Here is an 18323-nt window from a genome sequence, read left to right as displayed (position 1 = left end):
TCTGGCTTCCAGTCAGGCGATCACTGCGCCCAGGCTTTCCAGTCGGCTTCGTGGGCGGCGATCCAGGCGGCGGCGACATCTTCGGGCGTCTTGCCGCCGAGGTCGATCTCGCCGCTCATCTTGTTGAGCTCATCGGTATCGATCGTGTACGCCTTGGCCACCTTGTAGGCGACCGGCCATTTGTCCTTCATGCCGGACCAGGAGTATTTCCAGATTTCGCCATGCGGTTTGCCGCAATCATATTTGGCATCCGGGTTGGTGCCCCATTTCGGGTCGGTGTAGCACTCGGGCGTATACTCCGGGAATTCGACCCACTCGCCCTTGTACTTGGCCGGCGCCCAATGCGGCGAATAGATCCACAGCATGATCGGCGCCTTGCGCTGATAGGCCGAGTCCAACTCGGCGAACATCGCCGCGTCGGTGCCGGCATGGATGACGGTGAAGGGCAGCTTCAGCGCCTCGACGCGCTCGTCGTCAAAGCCTTCCCAGGTTACCGGGCCGCCGAGATAGCGGCCCTTCGGCGCCGTCTCCGCCGTCGAGAACGCCTCGGCGCATTTCGGGTCCTTCAGCGCCTCCCAATTGGGCAGGCCCGGGCATTTCTCCTTCATATATTCGGGAAACCACCACTCTTCCTTGGCCTTCGGCCCGAGCTTGCCCAGCCGCTCGGTCTGGCCGGTGGCGTCGGAGGCCTTCATCGCCTCGCCGGCCGTCGTGTCCCAGAACTCCAGGCCGACATCGAGGTCGCCATTGGTGAGACCGGTGGTCAGGCTGGAGAGGTAGTCGGCTGTCGGATATTCGACGGTATAGCCGAGCTTTTCGAGGATACCGCCAAGGATCTTGGCGTTGAGATTGACGCTGGTCCAGTCGAACAGCGCGATCTTGATCGGGTCGTTGGATTCGGGTGCTGCTGCCTGGACCGGCGATGTAAGCGAACTTGCGGTGGCAAGCGCAAAGGCTCCCATTGATAGGTTCGAAATCACACTGCGAAATGACATGCTTGTTCTCCTGTCAAACCATGTGGAAATTTCTTGATCGTTCCCTTCTTGCGTCTTTTCTTGATTGTGTTGGAAAGGCGGGTCGTTACGCAAGCTCGTTCGCACCAAGCCAGTGCCGCAGCCGCAACTTGCGCAGGCGAAATGGTTGCTCGACTTGGCGTTTATGTGATGCCGGGCGGGCCCGCGTCATGGCATCGGATGGATTGCTGCGTGAGCAATCGTCAACAGATCGATCGCCGCTCCAGCGGCGCTCTCAGACGTGCGAGCCATCAAGGTCCCATGGTCTCGGCCGGCGAGCCCCATCCCCGCCAAGGCCGTTTCATGAGATGAAATTATATATACCAACGTTCATGCGGCGCAACGGCTGATGCCCTGTGCACTGCGGAATTTCAGACTGGTCGATTGCCAACCGCCAGAGCTAACGTTCACGACATGATCAGGCCGCCATCGACATTGATGGTTTGGCCGGTGATGTAGGTGGCGTCGTCGCTGGCGAGAAAGCTGACCAGGCCGGACACGTCCTCGCCGCTGCCGGCGCGTCCCATCGGGATGTTCTTCACCCATTCGGCCATCAGCTCGCCGGGCTTGTAGTCACCCATCAGCTTGCCCCAGGCGGCGTCGTTGTAAGCCCACATGTCAGTGTCGATAATGCCGGGGCAAATCGCGTTGACGGTGATCTTTTCCTTGGCTACTTCCTTGGCCAGGCTCTGGGTGATGCCGACGACGCCGAACTTCGACGCCGCATAGTGCGGCGTGTAGATGAAACCCTGCCGCGCCTGGCCCGATGCCGTGTTGATCAGCCGGCCGCCGTCGCCATGCTTGCGGATGCGCGCGATCGCTTCCTGGCAGCACAGGAAGACGCCCTTGGTGTTCACTGCCAACACCTTGTCCCACTCGGCTTCGGTCATTGCCTCGATCCGGGCGATGGTGATGACGCCGGCATTCTGCACCGAAATGTCGACGCGGCCGAATTCCTTCTCGGCGAGGTCGTACAGCGCGGTGACCTCGTCCTTGTTGGTCACGTCCATGCGCATCGACGCGACCTGGGCGCCAGCCGCTTTGAGGCCGGCGGCGACCTCTTCGACGCGGGCATCGATCGCGCTGACCACGACCGCCGCACCTTCTTCGGCAAAGCGCTTCGCCATCGCCGCGCCGATGCCGCCGCTGGCTCCGGTGATCACAGCAGTCTTGCCTTCAAAACGCTTCTGCACTTTTCTTCTCCTACCAGCAGACAAAGCCGCCATCGACGATCAGGTCGATGCCGGTGACGTAACTCGCGGCGCGGCTGGCCAGGAACACGGTCGGGCCGACCATCTCTTCCGGCGTCGCCATGCGCCCCATGGGCGTGTCGCGTTCGAAGATCTTGATCTGTTCGGCGACCTCCGGCCGCTTGTTCATCGGCGTCAGCGTGTAGCCTGGGCTCACCACATTGACGCGCAGGCCGCGATCGGCCCATTCCATGGCGAGGCTTTTCGACATGTGGATGACCGCCGCCTTCGACGAATTGTAATGCGCCTGGGTCAGGCCGCGATTGACGATCGAACCCGACATGGAGGCGATGTTGATGATCGAGCCCTTGCGCCGCGTCAGCATGGCGCGCGCTTCGGCCTGGCAGGACAGGAACACGCCGCTGACATTGACGTCGTAGATTTTCTGCCACTTCTCCAGCGACAGCGTCTCGGCGGCCTCGGCTCCTGCAATGCCGGCATTGTTGACGGCGATGGTCAGCGCGCCGAGCTCCTTTTCCGTGCGCTCGACTGCGGTCGCCAGGTCGGCCTCCGACGTCACCGTCCCGGTCAGCACCACCGCCTTGCGGCCAAGCGCGGCGATCCTGTGCGCGGTCTCATCCAGCCCGCCTTTCGAGGCATGGCCGAAACAGGCTATGTCGGCGCCGGCTTCGGCGAGCCCGATGGCAATGGCCTGGCCAATGCCGCTGCCGGCGCCTGTTACCAGCGCTACGTCGCCGCTGAGATCGAATAGTTTCATGTTGTTCCCCCTCCTGAAATGAAGGGGCGCCAGTCTTTGCTGGCGCCCCGCGCGGTCCGGTCCTTGGGAGGATACCACCTGCTGCGCTTTGTTCCGACTCCTGTCCTCAGCTCGTGGCGAGTTCCATCACCGCGACATTGCTCGCCTCGCTGCGGTCGAGAATGCCGCGCTGGCGGCCGCGGCTCAGCACCAGCACCCGGTGCGACAGACCCAGCACCTCCTCGAGGTCGGAGCTCACCACCACCACCGCCATGCCGGAACGGGCGAGGTCGGCGATGACGTCGTAGATCGCTGCGCGCGCACCGACATCGATACCGCGCGTCGGCTCATCGAGGATGAACACCTTCGGCGGGCGTGACACCCATTTGGCGATGATCACCTTCTGCTGGTTGCCGCCGGAAAGCTTGCTGACCGCCTGGCCAGGTTTGCCCTTGACCCCGAGCCTTGCGATGCCGGCTTCGGCGAATTTCTGCACCGCTTTCGGAAACACCCAGCCCTTCGGCGCGACATGGTCGAAATTGCCGAACGCCAAATTCTCGCCGATGGTCTGGTCGAGCACGACGCCTTGCGCCTTGCGGTCTTCCGGCACCAGCACGACGCCGGCCTTGATGGCTGCCGCCGGCCCGCTGAGATGCACCGGTTTGCCGGCAACGCGCACCGAGCCCGACGAGATCGGATCGGCGCCGGCGATCGCCCGCACCAGTTCGGTGCGGCCGGCGCCGATCAACCCGGCAATGCCGAGGATCTCGCCTGCTTTGACCGAGAAGGAAACGTTGTTGAAGCTCTTCTCCGGCGAGGACAGGTTGTCGACCTCGAGCAGCGTCTCCTCGCGCGGCGGCGACAGATGCGGGAACATCCGTTCGACCGAGCGGCCGACCATCTGCTCCACCACTGTGCGCACGGGAATATCGGCGCGCTCGTGGCGGGCGACGATGCGTCCGTCGCGCATCACAACCACGCGGTCGGCAATCTGCGCGATCTCGTCGAGACGATGGCTGATGTAGATGAAGGACATGCCCTCCGCCTTGAGCTTGCGGATCTGCTGGAACAAAAGCTCCGTTTCCTCGCCGCCGAGCGCTGCGGTGGGTTCGTCGAAGATCAGCAATTCGGCATTGAGCGTCAACGCCTTGGCGATCTCGACCTGTTGCTGGGCGGCGATGCGCAGCGTGCCCACCTTGCGCTCGGGCGAGACGTCGAGGCCAAGCCGCTTCAACTGCGCCGAGGCCTTGGCGTTCATCTCGGCGCGGTCGATGCGGCCGCCGCGCATCGGCAGGCGCCCGACATAGACGTTTTCCGCCACCGACAGATCCGGCAGCAGCTTCAGTTCCTGATGGATCATGCCCACACCGGCATCGATGGCGGCGGCGGGCGAGGCGGGGGAATAGGGCTTCCCCCGCCAGATGATGGTGCCCGCGTCGGGCCGGGTCGAGCCGGCGATGATATTGGACACCGTCGACTTGCCGGCGCCGTTTTCGCCGAGCAGCGCCACAACCTCGCCCGGCCGCACCTCAAAGCTTGCATCGGCCAGGACCTGGACCGGTCCGTAGCTCTTGCAAAGGCCGTTGACGAAGAGCCCGTTGTGCGGGCTTTCGCTGTGGCGAGGATCAGGAGACATCGTGGTGCTCTCTTAAGCGGTGCCGGTCGTTACGGATGCTTGGCGATGAACTGCTCGACATTGTCCTTGGTGGTCAGCGTCGCATCCTGCAGCTGCTCGGCCGGAACGCTTTCGCCGGCCACCAGCTTGATCGCCGCATCGACGGCGAGACGGCCCATGCCTTGCGTCTGCTGCGTCGCGGTGACGTCGAACACGCCGTCCTTCAGCGCCTTGAGCGCGGCCACGTCGCCATCGAAGCCGGCGACCCAGACCTTGTGGCCGGGATTGGCGACCTTGACCGCCTGTGCCGCGCCCAGCGCCAGCGCATCGGCCTGGCCGATGACGATGGAGACATCGGGATGCGACTGCAGCAGGTCCTGCGTCAGCTTGAAGCCTTCGTCCTGGTGCCAGCCTTCGCTCCACAATTCGCCGACCACCTTGATATCGGGATAGGCCTTGAGCGCTTCGCCGCAGCCCTTCGAGCGATCCACTTCCGGCGTGGTGCCCTTCTGGCCGTGGATGATGATCAGTTCGCCTTTGCCGCCGGCCTGCTTGGCGATGTAGTCGCACACCGCCTGCGCCGAGGCGACACTGTTGGTGGCGATGAAGGTGTCGCCGGGCGCGCCGTCGGCGTTGCGGTCGACATTGACGACCGGGATGCCGGCAGCCTTGGCGGTCTTGGTCGGCACGGTGGCGGCTGTGGCGCCGGCCGGAATGTAGATCAGCGCGTCGATGTTCTGCGTGATCAGATCCTGCACCTGGCTGACCTGGGTCGCTGAATCGCCCTTGGCGTCGACGGTGACGATCTCGATGCCCTTCTCCTTGCCGTAGGCTTCGACCGACTGCTTGATCTGGTTGAAGAAGTCGGCCTGCAAATTGGCCACGGCGAGGCCGAGTTTCTTGGCCTCCTTGGCCGAGGCCATGTCGGTCAGCCCGAGCATAGGAATGATTGCGGCAGCGGCGAGCAGCAGTGAACGTTTGGTGAGCATGTGTTTCCTCCGTTGATAGTCAAACTGTCCCGCCAGCGCATCGCGCCCCTTGGAACATCCCAGTTTCGGATCGACCGATCCGTCTATCGCCCGGACGTTCCGGGCGAATTCTCAATTGTGCCCGTTCTCTATCGCGCCCTGCGCCGCCAGGTATCGCTGGCGACCGCCAGCGCGATCACCACGCCGATCACCACCTGCTGGATGAAGGGCGAGACGCCGAGCAGATTGAGCCCGTTGCGCAGCACGCCGATGATGAGTACGCCGACCGCGGTGCCGCCGATCGAGCCGATGCCGCCCGACAGGCTGGCGCCGCCGATCACCACCGCCGCGATGGTGTCGAGCTCATAGCCGAGGCCGGAACTCGGCTGCACCGAATCCAGCCGCGCGGCGAGCACGATGCCGGCAAGACCCGCAAGTACGCCGCAGATGGCGTAGACCCAGTTGGTCAGTGACTTCACCGGAATGCCGGAGAGCCGCGCCACCTCGGCGCTGCCGCCGATGGCGTAAAGGCTGCGGCCGGTGGCGCGGTAGTTGAGGAAGATGGCGAAGACGATCGCCAGCACCATCATCACCCCGACTGTGACCGACAGGAAGCCGAAATGGCGGATGATCGACAGGCTGGTGAACCAGTCGGGAAAGCCGACGATCTGCGAACCGTCTGTGATCATATTGGCAAGACCGCGCGCCACCGACATCATCGCCAGCGTCGCGATGAACGGCGGCAGCCGGGTGACGGTCACCAGCAGGCCGGACACCAGTCCGCAAAGGCCGGCGACGACCAGTGCTGCAACGACGCCGGCCGCAAGGCCGAGATTGAGATAGTCGGGGTGGGAGACAAAGCCCATCACCATGGCGGCCAGCGCCAGCACCGAGCCGACCGAGAGATCGATGCCGCCGATCAGGATCACCAGCGTCATGCCGATTGCCATGATGCCGAGCACGGTGATCTGGTCGAGTACGTTGAGGATGTTGCGCACGGTGAGGAACGTGTCGGTGGTCAACGTCAGCGCCAGGCAAAGCAGCAGCAGCCCGATCAGCGGCCCCATGGTTCCGGCAAACAGCGCCGAAAGCTTCGCGGCCGTCGCACCTTGAGTGCCGGGCGCGGCTTTCAACTCGCCAGCCTTCGACTCGCTTGCATCATTGCTCACGGCCACTTCGTCTCCTCCGTCAGCGAAACGGCGATGGCCTGCCGTCCGCTCTTGTTCACCAGGCACCTCCCTGTGAACAATTTATCTTTGATATGCAATTTTGTTCAGCTAAACTGTTCATTAGAAAATTGTCAAGAGCCGTTGCGCCATTCGGCGGTGGTTTGCGCCACCGGGCGGTTTGTCCTAGGGAAGGCCAGGGGGCGGCGCTTGCGGAAAGATTTCCGAAATTTGCCGCGGGAGGGCAAAGGATGGCGACCGTCGAAAACGAGAAGGCCTCGCGCTTCCCCGATGCCGAGCTCAAGGCCCGGGCCGCCTGGCATTACTATGTCGAAGGTCTGACGCAAGAGCGCATTTCCGAGATCCTCGGCGTCGGCCGCATCAAGGTGCACCGCATTCTCTCCGCTGCGCGAGAGGAGGGCATCGTGCAGTTCCGCATTCGCGACAGTGTCGTCGAATGCGTGCAGCTCGAGGAGAGCCTGAAGCAGCGTTTCGGGCTCAGCCAGGCGGTCGTGGTGCCATCAGCCGCTGATCGCAGCAACGCGCCGCTGATGATCGGCCACGCGGCTGCCGCCTATCTCGCCGACAATGTGAATGCCGGCGACGTCATTGCGCTGGGCTGGGGCCGCACGCTGAAATTCGCCATCAACGAATTGCCGAGGCGGCCGATCGCCAGGACGACGGTCGTCTCGATGCTCGGCGGCCTCACCCATGCGCAGCCGCTCAACCCGACCGAAAGCGCCTGGGAGTTCGCCGAAAAGATCGGCGCTGAATGTTTCCTGCTGCCGGTGCCGGTCTATGCCGACAAGCCGGAACAGCGCGATGCCTTCATGAGCCAGCGCAGCGTCCAGGATGTCGTCTTCCGCGCGCGCCGCGCCAACATCGCCGTGCTCAGCGTCGGCTCGTTTTCCAAGGACAGCCCGATCGCCAATTACGGCTTCATCAAGCCGAGCGAACTTGAGGAACTGCAGGCCGCCGGCGCGGTCGGAGACCTCTTGTGCCATTTCATCGACGCCGAGGGCCACCCGGTCGACCATGAGGTCAACCGCCGCGTCTGCGCCTATCCGCTGCAGGATTTGTCCGATATTCCGAGCATCATACTGGTTTCAGGTGGTCAGGAGAAGGTCGCTGTGATGCGCGCGGCGCTGGCCAACACCAGGATTTCGGTGCTGATCACCGATGAGGATGCGGCCAAAGGCCTGCTCAATCGTTGAGCGCTGTCCGGCGTCGGTCAGAATTCGCAGGGCTCCGGACGACTGTCGTCCGACCAGTCGGCCAGTGCGATCGGCACGAATTTTCCCGCGACCGGTTTGCCGTCGTCCAGGTCCTTTGAGGCAACGCCTCTGCCGGTGAGAAAATTGATGTCGCAGCCGCCCAGCGTCGTCTCGACCGAGCCGTCGGCTTTCTGCACATTCCAGTCCCAGTCGCGACTGTAGCCGGCGACAAGGAATTTACCGCCGCGCCAGACGATGGTCAGCGTTGTATCCCATGATTTGTTGGCGCCGCAGCCGAAGCACGAGGTGACGACAAGCGATCCCTTGCCCTTGCTTTCGAGCCCGAGAATACGGTCCTGCGTCAGCGCCTTCTTGACGAAGTCAGGCTTGCGCGAAGGATCGAGCTTTCCTTCGCCGGCAGCCAGATAGATCGAGAGATCCGCCAGCCCGCTGTCGGAATCCGCCGCGATCGCGGCCCGATCCATCCTGCCGTCATTGTCCATGTCGAGCGTGACCTCGAAGGGCGGCTCGTCCTGCGCACGCGCCGTCATTGGAGCTGCCGCAAGCGCGACAATCCAGGGCAGGGCGGCAAGGTGAAATACTGCTTTCATTAGCCCGATGAGTCTAGCATTGGCCGGGCAGGACGCAAAATCGGCAAGCTGGGCAGGTTGGGCATGGGAGCCTCACGCAGGCAAGCTGCGCTTGAACTCAGATCGCACCGAGCCGCGCGTGGATGTCGCGTGTCGCGTGATAGAGGTCGCGGTAGATCGCCTTGCGCGCCCGATAAGCCGGCACCAGCGTCATGTCAGGATCGACACGCCTGGCCGGCGCCGCCGCCATTGCCTTGGCGGCGTCTTCCGCCGAGGCGAACCAGCCGATCGCCGAAGCCGCCAGCATCGCCGCGCCAAGGGCCGCCGCCTCGTTGACCGGCGACACGAACAGCGGCCGCTCCAGCACGCTGGCCATGATCTTCATCAGCAGCGCCGAATTGGTGCCGCCGCCGGCGGCAATCATCTCTCCCGGCTTGCCGCCGCTTTCGGCCTCCATCGCCTCGCTGGCGATGGCCTGCTCCAAAGCGATGCCTTCCAGCGTGGCGCGGAAGAGATGCCTGGGCTCATGGTCGAGCGACAGGCCAACAACGGCGCCGCGCGCCGCGCCATCCCAATAGGGGCTCATGACGCCGGCCCAATAGGGCATGACCAAAAGACCGTCGCTGCCGGCCGCAACATCGACCGCACCCTTCTCCAGTTCTGCCGCGGAAGACGCGCCGGTGGTGCGCACGATCCAGTCGACCAGTTGCATGCCCGAGCGCAGCACGGTTTCCAGCATGAAGCCCGAACCGGTGGGCGAGACCAGCGTGCGAAACGCGTCCGATGTGGTGACCGTGCCGGAATAGCAGCCGCTGACGACGCCGGAGCCGAGCGAGAGATAGCTCTTGCGGGCACCATAGACGCCCATGCCGAGACCCATGGCCTGGCCATCGCCGGCGCCGGCGACAATTGGCGTGCCCGCTTTGAGGCCAGTCAGCTGGGCAATGCTTTCGGCAAGGCCGCCGCAGATTTCGCCTGGGCCGATCAGCGCCGGCAACTGCCGTGGCTGCAGCCCTGCAGCCGCCACAAGCTCAGCGTGCCATTCGCCTGTCGCGACATCGAGCAAGCCGAGCGGGTCGGCACTTGCCGTGCTGGTTACCAGCCGTGCGGTCAGCCGGTGAACGAAGAAGCCATGAACATCGACCAGGGCGGCGGCGTTGGCCAGCACCTGCGGCTGGTGTTCCGCCAGCCAGGCGATGGCATAGAGCGCCGGCGTCGGATCCGGCGGCTTGCCGCTCCAGTCGCGGATCGTCTCGCGGCCAAGCTCGGCCGACAGCTTGGCGACTTGAGGCCGGGCGCGCTCGTCAAGCCACAGGATCGCCGGGATGAGCGGCGTGCCGGCCTGATCGATCAGGGTGAAGGTCTCGCGCTGATGGGCTATGGCAATTGCCGCCACGCGCGCGGCGCCGACCTTGTCGGCGACCTGCTTCAGCGCACTGATGAGGGCTGCCCACCAATGTTCGGCATCCTGCTCGAAATGGCCGGGCTTCGGATTGGCCAGCGGATAGGCCTCGCGCGCCTGGAACAGCTCCGCGCCGTCGCGGGTGAAGGCGATTGCCTTCACCGCCGTCGTCGAGGCATCGATCCCGATAACGACATCGTCCATCACAGGGAGATCCCGAAGGTTCAGGCGGCGTTGGTCACAAACTGTCCGTCCGACTGGTCGAGACGGCGGCGGATCTGCGTTATCACCATCGAATCGTCGGGTACACAATTTTCATAGGTGAGGAAGTCGCCGGTCTTGACCGGCTTGACCACCTTGGCGCGTTCGGCAATCCCGAGCGGCAGCGCGCCCTTGGCGCGGGCGTCCTCCCAGGTCATGGCGAAGCCGCGATAGTCGTTCTCGCCGATCATGCCGAGCGATTGGCCCGCGCCGAGATCGCTCTTGGCCACCGCCACCGCTTCGGCCACCGGGTGGTCGAGCGGCTCCATGTCGGCGCGTTTGTAGACCACGGCGCGCGCCGCCGACAGTGGCACTTCAAGGCTTGTCAGGTGATAGGGACGGTAGATCGTGAAATAGGGGCCCTTGCCGACCTTGAGGTCGACCATGCGCTCCAGCACGCGCGGATGCCTCGTTTCGATGATGCAGAACACGCCGGGCGCCACGCCCTTGCCGATGGAATAGTCGACCACGCCCTTGCGATGCAGCACGCCGCCATCCTCGCGCGGGCAAAGCACGCTGGCCAGTTCCTCCAGCGTCGCCGTCGGGCCGTGCATGCCCGGCACGTCGGGCACCAGCCCGGTGGCGTTGGCGATAGCCACCATCTCGATCGCCGTCTTGGAACCGTCGACGAACTCGACCAGCATGCGCGCATTCATGTTGCGCTCGGCCGCTTCCTTCTCGTAGTCGGCGGGCATGGCGTCGATCTTGAGCGGGTTGTTTTTGCCCTTGCCGGCGGCGATGATGTTGAAGCCGAGGCTCTTGGCGAAGCCGATGATCTCCAGCGTGCAGGCGGGTTCGTCGCCGGCCGCACCGGTGTAGACCACGCCGGCCTTGCGCGCTTCCTCCTTGAGGAAGCGGCCGATCGTAATGTCCGCCTCGACATTGAGCATAACGATGTGCTTGCCGTTCTTCATCACTTCGAGCGCAAACAGCGTGCCGATGTTGGGATTGCCTGTCGCGTCGATGATGACATCAATGCGGCCGGCCGCGGCCAGCGCATGCAGATCTTCGGTGACAGCGATCTTGCCGGCCTCGATGGCGCGGTCGATGGCAGAGGCGTTCGCAGCCTGGACGATGCCGGAGCGGTCATGGCCGGCGAGCAGTGCGGCATCGATCGCCGCTTGCGGCCGCACCTCGGAAATGGCACCGATCCGCATGCCCGGCATCAGCGCCACCTGGACGACGATGTCGGTGCCCATCTGCCCGGCGCCGGCGAGTCCGATGGTGATAGGCCCTTGGGCTTCAGCGCGCTGCAGAAGTTCCGCTGCAAATTGCGGATGGGCCATATCGCTTCCTCCAGTCATGACGCGCCGCAGCGTCAAATCATCATTTTGAACATTCCTATTTCCATTTGAAAAATATTTCAACCCGCAAATCGGAGAATGGCTGCAGGGCCAAACCTCCCACGGAGGATTCGTCGGGTGACAGCTTCATGCTGGGCTTGATCTCAGCCGATCTCTAGGAAAGGCTTGCCGAGCAGGTCGGGCACGACATCGACGCCGAGGCCGGGCCCGTCGGGAATGCCCATGTGGCTGCCGGTGACCGGTGGCGCGTTGGAGGCCGTGCGCACCGTCACCCACTCATGGAAGGCGATGGCGTGCAGCCGGCGTTCTTCCGGCGTCGACAGCGACAGATGTGCCATCGCCGCCGTGTCGATCTCGGCGCCGCCCGTATCCTCGACGGTGATCATGAAACCGAGATCGACGGCGACGTCGCGGATTTGCCTTGTCCTGGTTACGCCGCCAAGCCGCGAGATCTTCAGCGTCAGCCCGTCGGCGGCGCCCAGGCGGTGGATTTCCAGCATCGCCTCGAGCGAGATGACGCTCTCGTCCAGCACCATCGGCTTGTCGAGCATGCGGCGCACCGACATGTTCTCCTCAATCGACGTGCAGGGCTGCTCGAACGTGTAGTCGATGCCGCGCGTGGCGTCGGCGAACTGCCGCGCCTGGTAGGGTGTCCAGCCGGCATTGGCGTCGCAGAAAATCACCGTGCGTTTCGGCACGGCCGAAGCGACTGCGCTCACCCGCTCGATGTCTTCATGCACATTGCCGCCGACCTTGACCTGCAGCCGGCGGCAGCCTTCCGCGATGATCCTTTTGGCCAGTGCCGCCATCTGGTCGAGCGTGCCGTGGGTGACGACGCGGTAGGTCTCCGCCATGTCGCTCTCGCGGCCGCCAAGCATGGTCACAAGCGGCACGTCGGCGGCGCGGGCGGCCAGATCCCAGCAGGCCATGTCGAGCGCCGACTTGATGTAGGGATGGCCCTTGAACACCGTATCCATCAGCCGGCCGATGCCGGCGAGAGCACGCGGGTCCTGGCCGATCAGGTGCGGCGCGATCTCGACCACGCCCGCGCGCGTTCCCGCCGGAAACGCGGCCGAATAGAAATTGCCGAGCGGCGCCATCTCGCCCCAGCCGGTCACGCCGCTGTCGGAGGTGATGGCGACGATCACCGCGTCGAAACAGTCGGCCACACGCCCCTTGGACATGCGGTAAGGCCCGTCCACGAAGGGCTGCACGACGCGATAGGCCTTGATGGATTTGATCTGCACTTGTCTGTCCGTTGTCTCTAGGTGTTGAGGAGGGTCAGCCCTTCGATGTTCCGCTGCTCGAGGCCACGCGCATAGGCAAGCAGCTCTTCGAAATCGAGGTCGATATGCTCGCGCGCATGGCGCTGGGCAGCGCGCATGTCGGCGCCCTTCAAGAACCGCACATAGGTCTCGTGGAGATCTTCGGCCGGCACCGGCTCGTTGCGGGCCCGCTGGTGCAGGGCAAAATACATCTGCAGCCGGCTGGTCAGCCGCTGCCAGGTTTCCAGCAGCACCGAATTGTCGGCCCATTCATAGATCAGCCCGTGCAATTGCAGCGCGGCTTCGATCTGGCGGGTGGTGTCGCGCGCGCGCGTTGCCTGCTTCACCGCTTCGTGGCGGCGGTCGAGTTCATCGAAGAAGCGCTGGTCGCGCAGCTTCCATGTCCGCTCCATGGCGAATTCATCGAGCACCTTGTTCAGCGAGTAGGCGTCGTCAATGTCCTTGGCGGTGACATCGATGACGAAGGTGCCGGCATAGGGAATGCTGGTCAGGATGCCTTCCTGCACCAGCTCGCGCATAGCTTCGCGCAAAGGCGCGCGGCTGACCCGCATCTGCTCAGCGATCCTCAGCTCGCTCAGCTTTTGGCCGGGTTCCAGCTGGCCGATCAGGATCGCCCGCCGCAACAGCGCAACGATCTCGGCTCGGCGTGTCGTATCCGCGATCGGATTGAAGTCCAGCTTGGCCATTCCGTCACTCCAGTGAGAGCCGGAAACAGACAAGCAGATTGTCGACAATCCTACAATATGTCTATTCCGGATTCTTGTGCCTTGCGGTTACTCCAAAAACGGCGTGCGGCGCTCCATAAAAAAACGGCGCCCTCGGCGTGGAAGCCGAAGGCGCCGCAGGACCGGGGCTGATGGGGGTTATCAGCTGGCCGGTTTCTCCTGGGGCAACGGCGAGATCGGCATTCCTGGTCCGATCTTCTGCAGATTGCCCGTTATCACCTGGTCGCCTTCGGCAACGCCGCTGAGGACCGCCACAAGGTCGCCGCTGGTCGCGCCAAGCGAGACGATGCGCTGGTCGACCGTGTTGCCCTTGCCGACGACATAGACATATTTGCCGAGCTGGCTCGAACCCAGCGCCACCTGCGGCACCATCAGCGCGTCGGGCAGCTGCTTGATGTGCAGCCGCACGCGGACATACTGGCCCGGCAGCAGCGAGAACTTCGCATTGCCGATGGTGGCGCGCGCCGTAATCGTGCCGGTCGAGTGGTCGACCGTGTTGTCGATGAAGGTGAGTTCGCCCTTCTGGCTGGCTTCGGTCTCGCCGGGCAGCAGCACCTCGACCTCGATCGGGCCGGCGGCGCGGGCCTGTTCGATTTCGGCCAGGTCCGTCTCGCTCGGATTGAAGGTGACGTAGATCGGGTCGAGCTGCACCAGCGTGTTCAGCACCGTGCCGGCGACGCTGACCAGCGTGCCGACCGAAGCCTGGTTGCGGCCGACGCGGCCGGCAAACGGAGCGTGGATTTCGGCGTAGCTCAAATTGAGCTCGGCCGTGCGCACCGCCGCCTGGTTGACGGCAAGCGACGCTTCGGCCTGGCGCAAGGTGCTCGTACGCTGGTCGAACCCATCCTTGGCCAGATAGCCGCTCTTGGCGAGTTCGGAGCCGCGGCCGAGATTGGAGCGCGCATAGTCGAGGCTCGCCTGGTCGCGCTGCACTTCGGCCTTGGCCTGGTCGAGAGCCGCCTTGAAGTCGTCAGGCGAGATCTTGTAGAGCAGATCACCCTGGCGCACATCCGCGCCGTCCTTAGCCGTCTGCTCCTGCAGATAGCCGGGCACGCGGGCCTGCAAGGTGACGCTGCGGATCGCCTCGATGCGGGCGGCGTAGTCAAGGTAGATCGGGATCGTCTTCTTGACCACGCTCGTCACCGGCACCGGCATGACGAATGCCGCAGGTGCTGCCGTCGCTGCCGCCGTGCCGGCATTGAGGCTGAGATTGCCCATGTCGAGGAAGTGGACGCTTGCCACCGAGATCGCTCCCAGGGCGACGGCCGTTCCCAAAGCTATTTTCCATTTACGCATTTTGGTCTCCAATTCTATTCGGCTGCTTCGGCCAGGCGCATCGGCGCTGGTTCGGCAGTCGGTTCATTATTGTCCTGGTCATGAGCAGCGTTCGGTTCGCTGCGCACGCGGCCTTCGCGCAGCTGTTCGATGACCGCGTAGAAGACTGGCACGAACACCAGCGACAGGATGGTCGCCGCGACCATGCCGCCAAACACGGTGGTGCCGATCGACTGCCGGCTTGCCGCACCCGCACCCGTCGCAAACATCAGCGGCAGCACGCCGAGGATGAAGGCGAAGGCCGTCATCAGGATCGGCCGCAGCCTCAGCCGCGCGGCTTCCATTGCCGCGTCGACAATGCTCAGTCCCTCCTCGCGCCGCCGCCTTGCAAACTCGACGATCAGGATCGCGTTCTTGGCGGCGAGGCCGATCAGCATGACGAAGCCGATCTGCGAGTAGACGTCGATCTGCATGCCGCGCAGGAACAGGGCTGCGAAGGCGCCGAACAGGGCCAGTGGCACCGCCAGCAGCACCATGAACGGCATCGCCCAGCTCTCATACTGCATCGCCAGGATCAGGAAGACGAAGACGATGGCGAGGCCGAAGACGACCGACGCTATCGATCCTGCCTTGAGCTCCTGGAAGGTGATGCCGGTCCATTCGAAACCGAAATCCCTGGGCAAAGCGGTGGCGGCGGCCCGTTCCATCGCGGCAACCGCCTGGCCCGACGAGAAGCCGGGGGCTGCGCCGCCATTGATCGTGGCCGAGGCGTTGTTGTTGTAGTGCGGCACGGTTTCCGGGCCGACGAACGGCACCAGTTTGCCCAGTGTGCTCAGCGGCACCATGCCGCCGGAGGCGTTGCGCACATAGAGCCGCGAAAGGTCGCCTGCGTCGGCACGTGCATCCTTGTCGGCCTGGATGGTCACCCGGAAGGTGCGGCCGAACAGGTTGAAGTCGTTGACGTAGAGCGAGCCGAGATAGATCTGCAGCGTGTTGAAGACGTCGGGCAGGTTGAGGCCGAGCAGTTTGGCCTTGCTGCGGTCGAGGTCGTAGTTGAACTGCGGCGTCGAGGTCGAGAACGGCGAGAACAGCTGCTGCGGATTGATTTCCGGCTGCTTGCGCGCCTCGGCGATCACGGCTTGCGTCGCGTCGTTGAGGGCTGAACTGCCGCGCCCGGTGAGATCCTCGACGACGAATTCGAAGCCGCCCGTGGTGCCGATACCCGGGATCGAAGGCGGATCGAAGGACAGCGCGAAGGCTTCCGGAATCTGCATCAGCTTGCCGCGCACGTCGGCGACGAGCTTCGACGCGCTCTGGTCGGGGCCGCGCTCTTCCCACGGCTTCAGGATGGCGAACTCGACAGCCGAGTTCGACTGCGCGGCACTGGTCAGGAAGTTCAGGCCGCTGATCGAGCCGACAATCTCGACGCCGGGCGTAGCTTGGAGGATGTCGCGCGCCTTCTGGGCCACCGCGTCGGTGCGTTCCAGCGAGGCGCCGTCAGGCAGCTGGATGACGACGAAGAAGTAACCCTGGTCCTCGACCGGAAGGAAGGTCGAGGGCAGCTTCTGCCAGACGAAGTAGGTGGCGACCAGGCCGGCCGCGAACAGACCGAGCATGATCCAGCGCAGCCGGATGAGGATGCGTACGCCATGGGCATAGGCATGCGACAGTCTCTCGAAACCCGTGTTGAACCAGCGGAACGGGGCGAACTGCGTCTCCCCGCGATGGCGCAGGAAGGCGGCACTCAGCGCCGGGCTGAGCGTCAGCGAGTTGAAGGCGGATATGCCGACCGAAATCGCCACCGTCAGCGCGAACTGATTGTAGAGCTTGCCGGAGACGCCAGGAATGAAGGCGACGGGCACGAAGACGGCCATCAGCACCGCGGTGGTGGCGATGATCGGTCCGGTGACCTCGGCCATCGCGGCCTTGGTCGCCGCCAGCGGTTTGAGGCCCGCCTCCAATTGTCGCTCGACATTTTCGACCACCACGATGGCGTCGTCGACGACGAGGCCGATGGCCAGCACCATGCCGAGCAGGGAGAGCATGTTGAGCGAGAAGCCCATCATTTCCATGACGACCATCGTCGCCACCAGCGACACCGGAATGGCGATGGTCGGGATGATCGTCGTGCGCCAACTCTGCAGGAAGATGAACACCACGGCCACGACCAGCACCAGCGCTTCGCCGAGCGTGATCAGCACGTCATGCATCGATGCCGACACGAAGCGCGTGGTGTCGTAGTGCATGGCGTAGGAGACGCCCTTGGGGAACCGTGCCGACAGTTCCTGCATCTTGTCCTTGACGTGCTGCTGCAGATCGAGGGCGTTGGAACCCGGCATCTGGTAGACGGCCAGCACCACCGTCGGGTCCTTGCCAAAGAAGGCCGACGACGAATATTGCAGCGCGCCGAGCTCGATGCGGGCGACGTCGCGCAGCCGCACCAGCGAGCCGGTGCCGGTGTTGGCGCGCACGACGATGTCGCCGAACTCCTTGGGGTCGCTCAGGCGGCCGACGGCGTTGACCTGCATCTCGAAGGCGGTGCCGGCGGGCGCCGGCGACTGGCCGATCTTGCCGGCCGCCACCTGGACGTTCTGTTCCGAGATGGCGTTCTGGACGTCGACAGCGGTGATGCCGAGATTGGCGAGCTTGTCCGGATCGAGCCAGACGCGCATCGAATAGCGGCGTTCGCCGAAGATCTGCACGTCGCCGACGCCGGGCAGCCGCTTCAGCGGATCGACGACCTGCAGATAGGCGAGGTTGCTCAGCGCCACCGGATCGACCGAACTGTCGGGCGAGGTCAGATTGACGATGAGGACGAAATTCGGGTTCTGCTTCTTGATCGTCACGCCACCCTGGTTGACGATCGCCGGCAGCGACGAGGCGGCTTGCGAGACGCGGTTCTGGACGTCGACGGCCGCGGTGCTCAGGGAATAGCCGACATCGAAGGTGATGGTGATGGTCGAGGAGCCGTCATTGGAGCTCGACGACGACATGTAGGTCATGCCTTCGACGCCGTTGATCTGCTGCTCCAGCGGCGTCGTCACCGTATCGGCGACCACTTGCGCGCTGGCGCCCGGATAATGGGCGCTGACCACGACCTGCGGCGGCGTGATGTCGGGAAACTGCGAAACCGGCAAAAGGAAATAACAAATCGTCCCGGCGAGCACCATGATGATGGCGATGGCCGAGGCGAAGATCGGACGATGGATGAAAAAGTTTACCACGACACGCAAACCTCTTTAGAAGAACCGGCCTCTTTAAAAGAACGGACAGACCGGGACAGCCGCCGGCCGCGCACCGAACCCGGGTCTTGCAAAAAATACGAAGACGGCGCCGCACCGCTGAGGCCCTGCTCATCGGCAACGGTCCTCAGCATCGCTTCGAAGGCGCGCGGATTGACACGGTCCGCTTTCATCACCAGCCGGATCATCGGATCCCGGATGGCTTCATCGATGGTCAAATCCTTGCGCTGCGACATTGGAGCGTCTCCATTCCAGCGATTCGCATCGGACGATCGCGAACCGGTTTTCATCTCTTCACCGGCCGGAGCCGCATGA

At 64.1% G+C, this 18323-nt stretch carries 15 protein-coding genes; 1 reads left to right on the top strand and 14 read right to left on the bottom strand.

Features of this window, described 5'->3' with window-relative positions:
• Positions 1 to 20 precede the first annotated feature (20 nt).
• From NLY43_RS08935 to NLY43_RS08910, 6 genes are all read right to left on the bottom strand, one after another.
• Positions 21 to 995 (bottom strand): ABC transporter substrate-binding protein, encoded by a 975-nt coding sequence (locus NLY43_RS08935; RefSeq protein ID WP_023709924.1) that lies wholly within the window; start codon positions 993 to 995, stop codon positions 21 to 23.
• 425 nt (positions 996 to 1420) lie between these two features.
• Positions 1421 to 2239, bottom strand: coding sequence for an SDR family oxidoreductase (locus NLY43_RS08930; protein ID WP_050589717.1), 819 nt, complete (start codon positions 2237 to 2239; stop codon positions 1421 to 1423).
• A complete protein-coding gene (locus NLY43_RS08925; protein WP_023684416.1) occupies positions 2217 to 2981 on the bottom strand; it encodes an SDR family oxidoreductase in 765 nt (254 codons plus the stop codon). The genes NLY43_RS08930 and NLY43_RS08925 overlap by 23 nt, the downstream gene beginning before the upstream one ends.
• A 106-nt stretch (positions 2982 to 3087) precedes the next feature.
• A complete protein-coding gene (locus tag NLY43_RS08920; RefSeq protein ID WP_023709922.1) occupies positions 3088 to 4596 on the bottom strand; it encodes a sugar ABC transporter ATP-binding protein in 1509 nt (502 codons plus the stop codon).
• Between the two features lie 29 nt (positions 4597 to 4625).
• Entirely contained in the window at positions 4626 to 5564 is a 939-nt protein-coding gene (locus tag NLY43_RS08915) for a sugar ABC transporter substrate-binding protein (protein ID WP_023668529.1), read from the bottom strand.
• 128 nt (positions 5565 to 5692) lie between these two features.
• On the bottom strand, positions 5693 to 6676 hold the full coding sequence (locus NLY43_RS08910) for an ABC transporter permease (RefSeq protein WP_050589236.1): 984 nt from the start codon (positions 6674 to 6676) through the stop codon (positions 5693 to 5695).
• A gap of 284 nt (positions 6677 to 6960) precedes the next feature.
• On the opposite strand from NLY43_RS08910, the gene NLY43_RS08905 reads away from it, so the two are divergent.
• Positions 6961 to 7923 carry a sugar-binding transcriptional regulator gene (locus NLY43_RS08905; protein ID WP_023668527.1) on the top strand — a complete coding sequence of 321 codons (963 nt, stop codon included), beginning with the start codon at positions 6961 to 6963 and terminating at the stop codon, positions 7921 to 7923.
• 17 nt (positions 7924 to 7940) lie between these two features.
• On the opposite strand, the gene NLY43_RS08900 is transcribed toward NLY43_RS08905, so the two are convergent.
• The 8 genes from NLY43_RS08900 to NLY43_RS08865 all read right to left on the bottom strand — a co-directional run bounded on the left by NLY43_RS08900 (position 7941) and on the right by NLY43_RS08865 (position 18244).
• A complete protein-coding gene (locus tag NLY43_RS08900) occupies positions 7941 to 8474 on the bottom strand; it encodes a hypothetical protein (RefSeq protein ID WP_023709920.1) in 534 nt (177 codons plus the stop codon).
• 157 nt (positions 8475 to 8631) lie between these two features.
• Positions 8632 to 10119, bottom strand: coding sequence for a xylulokinase (locus tag NLY43_RS08895; protein ID WP_023709919.1), 1488 nt, complete (start codon positions 10117 to 10119; stop codon positions 8632 to 8634).
• Between the two features lie 20 nt (positions 10120 to 10139).
• The gene (locus NLY43_RS08890; protein ID WP_023709918.1) at positions 10140 to 11462 is read right to left on the bottom strand and encodes an NAD(P)H-dependent oxidoreductase; all 1323 of its coding nucleotides are present in this window, start codon (positions 11460 to 11462) and stop codon (positions 10140 to 10142) included.
• 161 nt (positions 11463 to 11623) lie between these two features.
• Positions 11624 to 12727, bottom strand: coding sequence for a mandelate racemase/muconate lactonizing enzyme family protein (locus NLY43_RS08885; RefSeq protein WP_023709917.1), 1104 nt, complete (start codon positions 12725 to 12727; stop codon positions 11624 to 11626).
• Between the two features lie 17 nt (positions 12728 to 12744).
• Entirely contained in the window at positions 12745 to 13452 is a 708-nt protein-coding gene (locus tag NLY43_RS08880; RefSeq protein WP_023709916.1) for a GntR family transcriptional regulator, read from the bottom strand.
• A gap of 180 nt (positions 13453 to 13632) precedes the next feature.
• Entirely contained in the window at positions 13633 to 14787 is a 1155-nt protein-coding gene (locus tag NLY43_RS08875; RefSeq protein WP_023740662.1) for an efflux RND transporter periplasmic adaptor subunit, read from the bottom strand.
• A gap of 14 nt (positions 14788 to 14801) precedes the next feature.
• Positions 14802 to 17990, bottom strand: a complete 3189-nt coding sequence (locus NLY43_RS08870) for an efflux RND transporter permease subunit (protein WP_023709914.1) — start codon at positions 17988 to 17990, stop codon at positions 14802 to 14804.
• Positions 17984 to 18244, bottom strand: a complete 261-nt coding sequence (locus NLY43_RS08865; RefSeq protein WP_023687081.1) for a hypothetical protein — start codon at positions 18242 to 18244, stop codon at positions 17984 to 17986. The genes NLY43_RS08870 and NLY43_RS08865 overlap by 7 nt, the downstream gene beginning before the upstream one ends.
• Between the last annotated feature and the right edge of the window lie 79 nt (positions 18245 to 18323).

Source organism: Mesorhizobium sp. C416B, from assembly GCF_030323165.1.
Classification (GTDB): domain Bacteria; phylum Pseudomonadota; class Alphaproteobacteria; order Rhizobiales; family Rhizobiaceae; genus Mesorhizobium.
Note: the sequence above shows the minus strand (reverse complement) of the source record. Positions and strands in the feature narration are given on the sequence as shown.

What these genes read in the sequence shown, in the direction of transcription:
- NLY43_RS08935 (WP_023709924.1), bottom strand. Translation starts at nt 995, where the DNA reads ATGTCATTTCGCAGTGTGATTTCGAACCTATCAATGGGAGCCTTTGCG.
- NLY43_RS08930 (WP_050589717.1), bottom strand. Translation starts at nt 2,239, where the DNA reads ATGGCGGCTTTGTCTGCTGGTAGGAGAAGAAAAGTGCAGAAGCGTTTT.
- NLY43_RS08925 (WP_023684416.1), bottom strand. Translation starts at nt 2,981, where the DNA reads ATGAAACTATTCGATCTCAGCGGCGACGTAGCGCTGGTAACAGGCGCC.
- NLY43_RS08920 (WP_023709922.1), bottom strand. Translation starts at nt 4,596, where the DNA reads ATGTCTCCTGATCCTCGCCACAGCGAAAGCCCGCACAACGGGCTCTTC.
- NLY43_RS08915 (WP_023668529.1), bottom strand. Translation starts at nt 5,564, where the DNA reads ATGCTCACCAAACGTTCACTGCTGCTCGCCGCTGCCGCAATCATTCCT.
- NLY43_RS08905 (WP_023668527.1), top strand. Translation starts at nt 6,961, where the DNA reads ATGGCGACCGTCGAAAACGAGAAGGCCTCGCGCTTCCCCGATGCCGAG.
- NLY43_RS08900 (WP_023709920.1), bottom strand. Translation starts at nt 8,474, where the DNA reads ATGACGGCGCGTGCGCAGGACGAGCCGCCCTTCGAGGTCACGCTCGAC.
- NLY43_RS08895 (WP_023709919.1), bottom strand. Translation starts at nt 10,119, where the DNA reads ATGGACGATGTCGTTATCGGGATCGATGCCTCGACGACGGCGGTGAAG.
- NLY43_RS08890 (WP_023709918.1), bottom strand. Translation starts at nt 11,462, where the DNA reads ATGGCCCATCCGCAATTTGCAGCGGAACTTCTGCAGCGCGCTGAAGCC.
- NLY43_RS08880 (WP_023709916.1), bottom strand. Translation starts at nt 13,452, where the DNA reads ATGGCCAAGCTGGACTTCAATCCGATCGCGGATACGACACGCCGAGCC.
- NLY43_RS08875 (WP_023740662.1), bottom strand. Translation starts at nt 14,787, where the DNA reads ATGCGTAAATGGAAAATAGCTTTGGGAACGGCCGTCGCCCTGGGAGCG.
- NLY43_RS08865 (WP_023687081.1), bottom strand. Translation starts at nt 18,244, where the DNA reads ATGTCGCAGCGCAAGGATTTGACCATCGATGAAGCCATCCGGGATCCG.